This is a genomic window from Lysobacter zhanggongensis (assembly GCF_046638635.1).
GTDB lineage: Bacteria > Pseudomonadota > Gammaproteobacteria > Xanthomonadales > Xanthomonadaceae > Novilysobacter > Novilysobacter luteus.
Map to the genome: position 1 here is coordinate 1 of NZ_JBJXHK010000047.1, position 12,161 is coordinate 12,161.

Here is a 12,161-nt window from a genome sequence, read left to right on the forward strand (position 1 = left end):
CAACGCCCGACAGCGGGCGGCCCACCCGACTGGCTGCCGACCCGGGCGCGACCGGCGCGTCGCCGGCGCCTCCACCGGCAGCGACGCCGACCCGCAAGCGCAGTTTCAAGGAACAGCGCGAACTCGAACAGCTGCCGGCGACGATCGAGTCGCTGGAGACGCGCCTGGCGGCCATGACCGCCGAGATGAACGACCCCGGCTTCTTCCAGCGCGACAGCGCCGCGATCACCACGCACAACCGCGAACTCGCGCAACTCCAGGGCGAGCTGGACAAGGCGTACGCACGGTGGTCGGAACTGGAGGGTTAGGGCTGCACTGACTGGGTGTAGCGCGCGTGCGATGCTTTGGCCTGCCCAGTCAATGAACGGATCCACGTGATGATGCAGTCCGACGCTACCCATCCGCCCGCGCTCGCCCAGCTGGAGCACGCCGCGCGGGGAGGTGACGACGGCGCCCGGATCGAGCTCGGCAATCGCCTGTTGAGCAGCCACCCGTACGGCTCCGACGAACACGAGCAGGGGCTGGAGTGGTTGAAACAGGCCGCAGAGGGCGCGCGCGGCGTACAGGCACAGTGGTTCCTGGGCGCCTACTTCGCTCAGGTGCCGGTGCGGCCGGATGCACGCGTACACGCGCTCTACTGGCTGGGACGGGCTGCCTCGGCCGGCATGCCCGCCGCTGTGGACCGGCTCGCTGATCTCCACCTCGCGGGCCTGGGGGTGGAACGGTCACCGGCACGCGCACTGGAACTGCAGCAGCAACTGGCCGATATCGGCTTCGCACGCGCGGCCTGGGAGGTCGGGTACCTGCATACCCAGGAGCTCGCGGCCGGGTCCAGCCAGAACCTGGCCGCCACGGCGTTCGCACGTGCGTGCGCGCTGGGATACCCGCAGGCCTACTACTCGCTGGGCCTGCGTTTCGCACTGGGAGCCGGCGTAGCGAGGGACCTGTCGTTCGCGCGGGCCCTACTTGATCGCGCGGCGGACGGAAAGTTCGCCGGCGCCCGCGAGGCCGCTGAGACGCTCGCCCCCCTGGCGGCCGCGCCCCAGGCCACGGACTGGCACTCCCGGCTGAAGCAGAACATGGACGCAGCGCCGCTCGAGCGCCTCGCGCCTGGGCGTATCCGCCCGGAAGAACGTCCGCTCGCGGTACGTGAGCTGGAGGCCCATTTCGCGTCGGTCGGACATCCGGCCCTCCAAGTCGATGCGGGTGGGCGTTTGTCGTGCGTCGCCGGTGGTGGCGCTTCCCTCAAAGCGGCGCCCGGCGACTGGCAATGGCTGGGCAAGGGTCCACGCGTCGCCACCAGCGATGCGTTCGCGACCCGAGAGGAATGTGATCACCTGGTCCACAAGATGGGCGAGTCGCTTCGCCGCGCGTCGGACTACCGCCGCGGCCGGCGTGCCAACGACGATGCCGAAGTGCAGTACTTCAGCGGGAGCGGGCAACCGGTGGGGGCACTGGCGACCGACTCCGTGGTCCGGGTCATGGAGGAGCGTGTCGCACGCATGACGGGCTGGCCCGCGGATGCGCTGGAGCCGTGTTCTGTGATCCGCTACGAACCCGGGGAGGAGTACCAGCCCCACGTCGACTACTTCACGACCGAACAGATGGAGCAGGACCGCTTGGACGGGCGCGACTACGGTGGCCAGCGCGTCGCGACCTTCCTGGTCTACCTGCGGGTTCCGGAAGCCGGTGGTGAGACCGTCTACGAGCAGGCCGGGATCAGCGTCGCCGGGCAGCCCGGGATGGGCGTGCTGCACTACAACGTCACCCCCGAGGGCGAACCCGACGGCTTGTCGCTGCACAGCGGACGCAAGGTGCAGCGCGGAGAGAAATGGCTGTGGCGCTCAACCCTGCGCGAGCATCCACTGCACCGGGCGAGGTGAGGCGGCCGCGCAGGCTGCCTAGGCGTCGTCACGCCGTTCACGATTCCCCGTCACACGCCGCTCGAACCCCGGATGGCGCACGCGCAGGTGGGGGCCTTCGTCGAGTTTGCCGTCGGGGCTGATCACGGCCCAGGACGCGTCACCGGCGAAGATCACCGGTACCGGCGGCTGGGACGGCCGCTCCCGGACGAACCGCAGTTCCCACCCGAAGTACTCCAGCAGGCGCAGCAGGGATTGTTGCGGGGGATTGAGCCGTTCGCGCATCCGCTCTGGATCGACAGACTCCGGGTTGCGACGTTCTGGCGTGTGCATGGTGACCTCCGGCAGCTCCCTCCCCGTAATGCGCACAACGCGGAAACCGTCGGTGGACAGGACGCGGCCACCGGTGTGTTGGACGAGGCTAGGGCTGAAGCCCTGTTCCGTCAGGCCTTTACCAGCAGCGGCACGATGTAGTGCAGGGCGCGCTCGAGCAGCTGCCGGTCCAGCTGGGGCTCGCGGGTCTCGCGCAACTTGAGGCCCTCGAACAGGCATTGCAGCAACAGCGCGCGGTCCGGCGAGACGGCAGCGGGTAGGCCATGACCGCCGGCCTCGGGATCGCGGGTCAGCCAGTCCACCAGGGCCGCGCGCAGGGTGACGTCGTAACGGTCCAGCGCCGCCGCGATCTGCGGGTCGCGGGTGGCTTCGGCAGAGATCTCCAGCAGCAACGCGGCGTTCATCCCCTTGGCATCGGCCGAGCACGCGCGCCCGTAGTTGCTGGTCATCTCGGCGGCGAGGTCGATTCGTCGGCTGAGCCGGATGTCCTCGCGCAACAGCTGCAACTGGCGGTCGACGATGGCGAGGATGATCGCGCTCTTGTTCTCGAAGTAGCGGTAGATCAGCCCCGCGCTCATGCCCGCGGTATCGGCGATGCTGGCCATGCTGGCGGCGTGGAAGCCGTGCTCGATGAAGCACTTCTGCGCGGCATCGAGGATGCGGCCACGTTGCAGTTCGGCGCGCTCCTGTGCCTTGTTCGAGTCGGCTTTGGCGGTCATGTCCCGGTCTCGGACCAGCCGCCGCCGAGGACCTTGTAGAGCGTCACGCGGTTGGCCTGTTCGGCCAGCTGCGTCGCCACGAGGGACTGGCGGGCGGCGTAGAGGGTGCGTTGAGCGTCCAGCAACACCAGGTAGCTGTCCAGTCCGGCGTCGTAGCGTGCCTGCGACAGCGCGTGGGCGCGGCCGGCCGCCTCGGCCAGGGCTGCCTGCGCCTCGCGCTGCCGTGTCAGCGTGGCCGACAGGGCCAGCGCGTCCGCCACCTCGCGGAATCCGGACTGGATGGCCTTCTCGTACTCGGCCAGGGCGATGTCGCGGTCCGCCTTGGCGACGCCCAGCGCCGCCGCCAGCCTTCCGCCCTGGAAGATCGGGATGTTGACCCGCGGGATGAAGCTCCACATGCCCGAACCGCCGTCGAACAGGCCCGACAGCTGGTCGCTGGTGCTGCCGATGCTGCCGGTCAGGGTGATCGACGGGAAGAAGGCCGCGCGCGCCGCGCCGATGTTGGCCGTTGCCGCCCGCAACTGGTGCTCCGCGGCCAGCACGTCGGGCCGGCGCAACAGCACCTCCGACGGCAGCCCGGCGGGCAGGACGGTGATGCCGCTGACCTCGGGGACGAACGCGTCCGGCAACAGCGACGGCTCGACCTGGCCGCCTACCAGCAACGCGAGTGCGTTGCGGTCCTGTGCCACCTGGCCCTCGAACCGTGCAACGTCCGAGCGGGCCGCTTCCACCAGGGTACGGGCCTGGTTGAGGTCGAGTCCGGACACCGCGCCGAGCGCGTGGCGCTGGCCGGTCAGCTCGAACGAGGCCTCGTGGCTTGCCAGCGAGTCCCGGGCGATCGCCAGCAACTCGGTATCCGCGGCCAGTGCGAGCCACGTGTTGGCCACCTGGGCGATCAGCGCAAGCTGCGCGCTCCGCCGTGCCTCTTCGGTCGCGAAGTACTGCTGAAGTGCCGCCTGGCCCAGGTTGTGGACACGGCCGAACAGGTCCAGCTCGAAGCCCGCGATACCCGCGCTGGCGGAGTAGCTTTCGCTGACGTCGACGTTGTCGCCGCCGGCCCGGGTCATGCTGACCTCGCCGCCGAGCGACGGCATCCGATCGGCACGGCGGATGCGGTACTGGGCGCGGGCCCGCTCGACGTTGAGCATCGCCACCCGCAGGTCGCGGTTGTTCTCCAGCGCCTGCGCGACCAGCTGGTCCAGCCGCGGGTCGGCGAAGAAGTCGCGCCAGCCGATGTCGGCCACCAGCGGTGCGCCGTCGTCGGGCGTCGGCGTGCTCGACAGGGTGGTCGACGGCAGCGGCCACTCGACCGGGATCGACGGGGACGCCTCGGGCACGGGCGGCTGCAGGGTGGCGCAACCGGCCACGAACAGCATTGCAGCCAGTGCGAGCGGGGTCATCAGTGTCTTAGTCATGGGTCGTACCTCCCGCCGGCGCGTCGAGCGCCGGTGCGGTCGCTTGGCGCTTGCCGAACAGGCGCTGCACGACCACGAAGAACAGTGGAATGAAGAACAGGCCGAGCAGGGCACCGGCGATCATGCCGCCGAGCACGCCGGTGCCGATCGCGCGCTGCGCACCGGAGCCGGCGCCAGACGCGATTGCCAGTGGCAGCACGCCCATGCCGAATGCCAGCGACGTCATCAGGATCGGCCGCAAGCGGTCGCGCACGGCCTGCATGGTCGCCTGCACCAGCTCCATGCCCTCGGCCATGTAGTCCTTGGCGAAGGCGATGATCATGATCGCGTTCTTGCTGGTAAGACCGACCGTGGTCAGCATCGCGACCTGGAAGTACACGTCGCGTTCCATGCCGCGCAGGCTGTTGGCCAGCACCGCGCCAAGGATGCCCAGGGGCGCCACCATCAGTACCGCGGTCGGGATCGTCCAGCTCTCGTACAGCGCGGCCAGGCAGAGGAACACGATCAGCAGCGACAGGGTGTACAGCAGCGGCGTCTGTGCGCCGGCCTGGCGCTCCTGGTAGGACAAGCCGGTCCATTCGATGCCGACGCCGGTCGGCAACTCGGACACCATCCGCTCGACCTCGAGCATCGCGTCGCCGGAGCTCACGCCGCCGGCGCTTTCACCCTGGATCTGCATCGCCGGCACGCCGTTGTAGCGCTCCAGCCGGACCGGACCGTACTCCCAGTGCGAACTGGCGAACGCGGTGAACGGCACCATCTGGCCCTGATTGTTGCGCACCGACCACAGGTTGAAGTCCTCCGGCACCATGCGGAACGGCGCGTCGGCCTGCAGCATCACCCGCTTGACCCGGCCGCGGTCGATGAAGTCATCGATGTACTGGCCGCCCCAGGCCGCCGTCAGGGTCGAGTTGATCGCCGCGATCGACAGTCCCAGTGAGCTGGCCTTTTCGGTGTCGATGTCGAGCTGGAACTGCGGCGTGTCCTCCTGGCCGTTCGGGCGCACGTTGGCCAGCATCGGGTTCTGCGCCGCGGCGCCGAGGAACTGGTTGCGCGCGCCCAGCAGCGCCTCGTGGCCGAGGCCGGCATTGTCGGTGAGGTAGAAGGTAAAGCCGGCCGCGGTGCCCAGTTCCGGCATTGCCGGCGGCGCGAACGCGAACGCCAGCGCGTCCTTGATCTGGCTCAGCCCGGCCATCGCGCGACCGGCGAGCGCGCCGACGCTTTGCTCCTCGGACTCGCGCTCGCTCCAGTCGTGCAACTTGACGAACGCCATGCCGTTGTTCTGGCCGGAGCCGCCGAAGCTGAAGCCCTGCACGCTGAACACCGATTCGACGAGGTCCTGTTCCTGTTCCAGGAAGTAGTCCTCGACCTTCTTGATCGATTCCATCGTGCGCTCCTGGGTGGCGCCCACCGGCGCCAGCACCTGGGCGAACAACACGCCCTGGTCCTCGTCGGGCAGGAACGAGCTGGGCAGGCGGAAGAACATCACGCCCATCACCACCACCAGCGCGCCGAAGATGGCCATTGACCGCTTGGGCCGGCTGATCATGCCGCGCACGCCACGACGGTACTTGCTGCTGCCGTCGTCGAACTTCTGGTTGAACCAGTGGAAGAACCACGCCAGCCGGCCCTTGCCACTGTCGTGGTGCTCGCCCTTCTTCAACGGCTTGAGCATGGTCGCGCACAGCGCCGGCGTCAGTACGATCGCAACGAGCACCGACAGCGCCATCGCCGAGACGATCGTCGCCGAGAACTGTCGGTAGATCACGCCGGTCGAGCCGGTCATGAACGCCATCGGCACGAATACCGCCGACAGCACCAGGCCGATGCCGACCAGGGCGCCGGTGATCTGGTCCATCGATTTGCGGGTGGCCTCCAGTGGCGACAGGCCTTCCTCGCTCATGATGCGTTCGACGTTCTCGACCACAACGATGGCGTCGTCGACCAGCAGGCCGATCGCCAGCACCATCGCGAACATCGTCAGCATGTTGATCGAGAAGCCCAGCGCGGCGAGCACGCCGAACGTGCCCAGCAGCACCACCGGCACCGCGATCGTCGGGATCAGGGTCGCGCGGAAGTTCTGCAGGAACAGGTACATCACCAGGAACACCAGCACGATCGCCTCGAGCAGGGTCACGATCACGCCCTTGATCGAGACCTGCACGAACGGCGTGGTGTCGAACGGCAGCACCGCCTTGAGGCCGGGCGGGAAGAACGGCGACATTTCATCCAGCGTCGCCTTGACGCCCGCGGCGGTGTCCAGCGCGTTGGCGCCGGTCGCCAACGAGACTGCGATGCCGGTGGCCGGCTGGCCGTTGTAGCGGGTGATGAACTCGTAGTTCTCCGCGCCCATCTCCACCCGGGCGACGTCGCCCAGCTTGAGCACCGAGCCGTCCGGGTTGGCCCGCACGACGATGTCGCGGAACTGCTCCGGCGTCTGCAACCGCGACTGCGCGGTGATCGAGGCGTTGATCTGCTGGCCTTCGATCGACGGCGCCGCACCCAGCGCGCCGACCGCGACCTGCGCGTTCTGGGCCTGGATCGCCGCGGTGATGTCGCCCGGGGTGAGGCGGTAGGTGTCGAGCTTGTTGGGGTCAAGCCAGATCCGCATCGCGTACTTGGCACCGAACACCTGCAGGTTGCCGACGCCGGGAACGCGGCTCAGCGGATCCACCAGGTTCGCGCCCACATAGTCGGAGATGTCGTCCTTGGCCATGCTGCCGTCCTCGGACACGAAGCCGATGACCTGCAGGAAGCCGCTGGCCGACTTGCTGACGTTGACGCCCTGGCGCTGCACTTCCTGCGGCAGCAGCGGCATGGCTGACTGCAGTTTGTTCTGGACCTGCACCTGCGCGGTGTCGGGGTCGGTGCCGTTCTCGAAGGTCAGGGTGATCGCGGCGCGACCGTTGCCTTCACTGGTCGAGGAGAAGTACAGCAGGCCGTCCAGGCCCTTCATGTTCTGCTCGATGATCTGCGTCACCGAGTCCTGCACCGCCTTGGCGGAAGCGCCGGGATACACCGCGTTGACCGCGACCGTGGGCGGCGCGATGGTCGGGTACATCGAGATCGGCAGGGTGAAGATCGCCAGTGCGCCGGCGAGCATGATGATGATCGCGATGACCCACGCGAAGATCGGTCGGTCGATGAAGAAGCGTGCCATGTCGGGGGTCCGTTATTACTTCGACGCGTCGGCGTCGGTGCCTGCATCGGCAGCGTCGGGCGCGACAGGTGCTTCGGCCGGGTCGGAATCTGCCTTGGAAGCGTCCGTCGCACCGGCTTCGGTGGCCTGCACGGGCATGCCCGGCTGGATCTTCTGCAGCCCCTCGACGATCACCCGGTCGCCCGCGACCAGGCCGCCTTCGACCAGCCACTGGTCACCCACGGTGCGGCTGACGGTGACCGCGCGTGGCTCCACCGCGCCGTCTTCGCCCACCACCATTGCGGTCGCGTTGCCCTTGGCGTCGCGGGTGATGCCCTTCTGCGGGACCAGCAGCCCTTCCTGGCGCACCGCCGCGCCCACCACGGCGCGCACGTACATGCCCGGCAACAGCAGGTGGTCGGGATTGGGGACCTGCACGCGGAGCAGGTAGCTGCCGGTCGACGGGTCGACCGTGACCTCGGAGAAGGCGAGCCGCCCGTCATAGGCGTACTCGCTGCCGTCTTCCAGCAGGATCTTCACCGGCAGGTCTGCCTGCTGGGCGGTGCCCGCGGCCAGGTTCCTGCGCAGGGCCAGCAGCTCGCTGCTGGACTGGGTCAGGTCGACGTACATGGGGTCGGTCTGCTGGATGGTCGCCAGCGGTGTCGCCTGGTTGGCGGTCACCAGTGCGCCGCGGGTGACCGAGGACTTGCCGATGCGACCACTGATGGGCGCGTTGATCCGTGCGTAGTCGAGGGTCACGCGACGTCCCTGCAGCGCTGCGCGGGCGACGCCGACGTCCGCCTCGGCCTGGCGGAGTGCGGCCACCGCGTTCTCGTTGTCCTGGCGGCTGACCGCATCGATCTTCACCAGTTCGGCTGAGCGGGCAGCGGTGAGTTGGGCGGACTTCAGGCTCGCCTCGGCACGCGCCAGCGCGGCCTGGGCGCTGCTGGCGTCGGCCTGGTAGGCGGCGTTCTCGAGCTGGTAGAGCGGATGCCCGGCGTTGACCAGGCCGCCTTCCTTGAAGAGCTGGCGCTCGACGATGCCACTGACCTGGGGCCTGACTTCCGCGACCAGGAACGGGGCGGTGCGGCCCGGAAGTTCGCGGGTCAGGGTGACCGGGGAAGCGGCCAGCGTCACCACGGTGACCTGTGCGGCCGGTGGTTGCGCGGGAGCCGGGTCGCCACTGCACGCCGCGAGGGCGATCGTCAGGGCCAGGGGCAGGAGCAGGGTGCGACCGGTCAGGCGGTGGGTCGGGGTCATGTGGGGCTCGTGGAGGAAACCAAAGGGAACGGGGCGGTCAGGCCGCCCCGGAAGCTTGCAAGAATGAACGATCATTCTTTTTTTGTCAATGGACATGAACAGGGCTGCCCGCGTCCCAGGGCGGCCTGTGTTCACAGCTGCTGGAGGGCCGACGCGTCGTGGGGACGCGTCGGGGAAAGTTCAGCGCGGTTTCCGCTCGGTGCGCAGGACCGGATACAGGTTGAAGCGCGCGTCCCACGACGTATGGCGCCGGTAGAAGAAGTCCAGGCGCTCGCGCGGGCTCGCGGCAAACGCCGCGTCCTCGCGTAGGCGCTTCTCGAAGGCGGCCTTCAGCTCAGGGTCGGCGGCCAGCATCTCGCGGGCGACTTCTTCAGCGACGTAGTCCTCCATGTACTCCTTGCGCTCGAATGCATTGTTGAACTCCCCCCAGGCGGCCAGCGAATCGGGTGCCTGCGGCTCCAGGATCGCCATCGCCAACCGCGCCTTCGGCTGCGCGATCGGCACGAAAAGCGCACCGGCAGCCAGGTCGGCGGTCTCGCCGCGCCAACCACCTTGCAGCTCCAGCCGCTGGTGGCCCTCGACCGACTGCGCCGCGAATTCGCGCGAGTCGGCGCGAAACGCCTCGACCTTCACGCCAGACATCGGCTGCTCCAGCCGGCGGTACTCGATGGCATGACGGTCCAGCCGCTCGGCCACCCAGGATGCGTGCGCGGCAGGCACCAGGTAACCGGCGCCGGGCGCCTCCACCACCAGCGACGGCTCGATCCGGTCGCACAGCGGCACGGTCCAGGTCTCGGGGGTGGTCTCGTCGTAACGGGTCATGGTGGCGCCCGACACCTCCGACGGGGTGCGTGTGTAGGCGTAGCCGCGGAAGTCGATCTGCCGGCATTCGTCGGTGGCCTGGTAGGCCAGCGCTACGGGCGCTCCACCCAGCTTGCGTGCCCGCGCATCGGCGGCGTGGGCGAGGGCGAGCCACTCGTCGCCGTGCTCGGCCACCTGCCCCAGCACGGCCATGATGGCGTCGCGGGTCGACTTCACCCGGTGCGGGTAGTCCTTCCACGAGTGCGTCTCCACCAGCATGCCGAGGCGGTTACGCAACTGCATGTAGCCGTGCGAGAAACGCGGTGTCGCCACGCCGTCCTCGAAGCCCGAGGCCGGGTTGTCGTATTGCACGAACGAGGGATAGAACGGCAGCGGCAGCGAGCCGTGGCCGGCGAGGTAGTCGATGGTGTTGTCGCGCAGCGTGGTGCCCGCCGCTCGCAAGGCCTTGTCGCCGCTGTTGACCGGTTCGACCTGGATGGAGATGTCATGTTCGAACTTGGCGCCGTTGGTGACGTGCAGGTCCACGTAGGCCAGCGGGTCCCAACGGTTGATCAGGGCGAGCATCGCCTGCATTTCCGGCGCGTCGGCCTTCACGTAGCCGCGGTTGAGGTTGTAGTTCTGCGCAGTGGTGCGCCAGCCCATCTCCTTCGGACCGCGCTGGTTGGGGCGGTTCCACGCGCCGAAGCGCTCATGCCCGTCGACGTTTAACACCGGCACGAACAGGAACACCTGGCGGCGCAACGCATCGGCGGGCACGTCGGGCGCGGTGCCCTCCAGCAGCTCGCGCAGCGCTAGGAAACCGGCATCCTTGCCGTCGATCTCGCCGGCGTGGATCCCGCCCTGCATCAGGGTGGCCGGGATGCCCTGTTCGCGCGCCGCCTCCGGAGTGAACGCACCGCTGCGGGTAGCGACCAGCACCTTCATCGGGCGGCCCTCGGGCGTGGTGCCGAAGGTCTCGCAGCGCACCGCGTCGGCATAGCGGCTGGCAAAGGCGTCGCACAACGCGAGGACTTCGTCGTAGCGGCCGGTCTCGATGAAGCCGCTGCGCTCGGACACGGTCGTCAGCGGCGCGTCCTGGGCCGGGGCGGGCGTGGCAACGGCAAGCAGGGCTGCCAGCGCGGCAGCGAGCGGGGCGGGATGCGTGCAGCGGATCATGGGCGACTCTCGTGGGAAATGCGTCGATGGTAACGCCCGTGCACTGCGTGCCCCGGGCACCGGCGCCGCCGCCGGGCGTCCGGTAGTCTTGGCGCCTTCATGCAACGGCCTTAACCGGGGGGCGAGTTGCGAGCAACCACCGGACGGCCAGGCGCCGCGACCGAGGAATCCACCGCATGCTGACCCTGATACTCATCGGCGTGACCGTCCTGGTCACCTGGCTCGCCTTCAAGAACCCCAGGTTGCTGGACCGGCTGATCCTGTGGCCGCCGGCGATCGACCGGCAGCGCCAGTACGATCGCCTGCTGACCCATGGCTTCATCCACGCCGACTGGCAGCACCTGCTGTTCAACATGATCACGCTGTTCTTCTTCGGCCGGTTCGCCGAGCAGGTCATCAGCGCGATGATCGGCCCGGTCGGCTTCGTGCTGTTCTACCTGTCGGCGATCGTGATCGCGATTCTGCCCACCTACCTGCGCCACCGCCACGATGCGCGGTACCGCAGCCTCGGGGCATCGGGCGCGGTGTCGGCGGTGCTATTCGCCTTCATCCTGGTCCAGCCGTGGTCGCTGATCTTCGTGTTCTTCCTGCCCGTGCCGGCAATCCTGTACGGCGTGTTCTTCGTCGGCTACTCGATCTGGATGGACCGGCAGGGCGGGGACAACACCAACCACAACGCCCACTTGTCGGGTGCCATCTACGGCGTGCTTTTCATGCTGCTGATGGAACCGCGCATCGGCGGCGTGTTCCTGGAACGACTGGTCAACCCCTCGTTCGGCTGACCGCGGGCGCGGCGACCCCCTCACCCCGACTGCATGTGGGGCGTGATAGTGAGACAGGACCCACCGTCGCGGTGGGAGGCGCGGACGCCTGCGACCCCGCGCCAGTCGACCCGTCCGATGGAGGAGCGCATGGCAACGACCCCAGTCCGCAAGGCCAGCAAGAAGACCGCGAAGAAGACCGCGAAGAAGGCGTCGAAGAAGACGGCCGGCACCACCGCAAGCACGACCGCGGCGAAAAAGGCGGCCAGCAAGAAGTCGACCACCAGCAAGACGGCCGCGAAGAAGACGAATGCAAAGAAGGCGGTAAAGAAGACTGCCGCAAAGAAGACCGCGACCAGGAAGACCACGACCAGCAAGGCGCCTGCCCGCAAGGTCGCTGCCAGGAAGTCCCCGGCGAAGAAGGCAGCCACGAAGAAGACCGCGAAGAAGGCGACCGCAACAAAGAACGCGGCAACAAAGAAGGCCGCGACCAAAAACGTCGCGACGAAGAAGACTGCGCCCAGGAACACCTCCACCAGGAAGTCCCCGGCGAAGAAGGTTGCAGCGGGAAAAACCGCGCCGAAGAAGGTTGCAGCGAGGAAGGCCGCAACGAAGAACACGTCATCGAAGAAGACGGCAACCGCGAGCGCCGCTCCCCGGAAGACCGCCGCCCGCAAGAGCGGGGCCGCGGCCCC

8 protein-coding genes and 2 pseudogenes are annotated in these 12,161 nt (G+C 68.4%); 3 read left to right on the plus strand and 7 right to left on the minus strand.

Annotated elements, in window-relative coordinates; all coding sequences use genetic code 11:
* Together ACKVMH_RS09130 and ACKVMH_RS09135 are read left to right on the plus strand one after the other, a co-directional pair.
* Nucleotides 1-308: pseudogene (locus ACKVMH_RS09130) on the plus strand (ABC transporter ATP-binding protein); the annotation flags it as partial.
* Nucleotides 309-377: 69 nt separating this feature from the next.
* A complete protein-coding gene (locus ACKVMH_RS09135) occupies nt 378-1,883 on the plus strand; it encodes a 2OG-Fe(II) oxygenase (RefSeq protein ID WP_412700051.1) in 1,506 nt (501 codons plus the stop codon).
* Nucleotides 1,884-1,901: 18 nt separating this feature from the next.
* Here ACKVMH_RS09135 and ACKVMH_RS09140 read toward each other — a convergent pair whose 3' ends face one another.
* The 6 genes from ACKVMH_RS09140 to ACKVMH_RS09165 form a co-directional block, all read right to left on the minus strand.
* Nucleotides 1,902-2,195: a hypothetical protein gene (locus tag ACKVMH_RS09140; protein WP_412700052.1), complete on the minus strand. Its 294-nt coding sequence runs from the start codon at nt 2,193-2,195 to the stop codon at nt 1,902-1,904.
* Nucleotides 2,196-2,305: 110 nt separating this feature from the next.
* Nucleotides 2,306-2,914 carry a TetR/AcrR family transcriptional regulator gene (locus tag ACKVMH_RS09145; protein WP_215220141.1) on the minus strand — a complete coding sequence of 203 codons (609 nt, stop codon included), beginning with the start codon at nt 2,912-2,914 and terminating at the stop codon, nt 2,306-2,308.
* The gene (locus tag ACKVMH_RS09150) at nt 2,911-4,329 is read right to left on the minus strand and encodes an efflux transporter outer membrane subunit (protein ID WP_412700053.1); all 1,419 of its coding nucleotides are present in this window, start codon (nt 4,327-4,329) and stop codon (nt 2,911-2,913) included. The genes ACKVMH_RS09145 and ACKVMH_RS09150 overlap by 4 nt, the downstream gene beginning before the upstream one ends.
* Entirely contained in the window at nt 4,322-7,489 is a 3,168-nt protein-coding gene (locus ACKVMH_RS09155; RefSeq protein WP_412700054.1) for an efflux RND transporter permease subunit, read from the minus strand. The genes ACKVMH_RS09150 and ACKVMH_RS09155 overlap by 8 nt, the downstream gene beginning before the upstream one ends.
* Nucleotides 7,490-7,504: 15 nt before the next feature.
* Nucleotides 7,505-8,728, minus strand: a complete 1,224-nt coding sequence (locus tag ACKVMH_RS09160; protein ID WP_412700055.1) for an efflux RND transporter periplasmic adaptor subunit — start codon at nt 8,726-8,728, stop codon at nt 7,505-7,507.
* Nucleotides 8,729-8,908: 180 nt separating this feature from the next.
* Nucleotides 8,909-10,705, minus strand: coding sequence for a M14 family zinc carboxypeptidase (locus tag ACKVMH_RS09165; protein ID WP_412700056.1), 1,797 nt, complete (start codon nt 10,703-10,705; stop codon nt 8,909-8,911).
* 176 nt (nt 10,706-10,881) lie between these two features.
* Between ACKVMH_RS09165 and ACKVMH_RS09170 the strand changes: the two genes are divergently transcribed.
* Nucleotides 10,882-11,487, plus strand: a complete 606-nt coding sequence (locus ACKVMH_RS09170; RefSeq protein ID WP_215220146.1) for a rhomboid family intramembrane serine protease — start codon at nt 10,882-10,884, stop codon at nt 11,485-11,487.
* 20 nt (nt 11,488-11,507) lie between these two features.
* Here ACKVMH_RS09170 and ACKVMH_RS09175 read toward each other — a convergent pair.
* Nucleotides 11,508-12,161, minus strand: a pseudogene (locus ACKVMH_RS09175) (hypothetical protein); the annotation flags it as partial.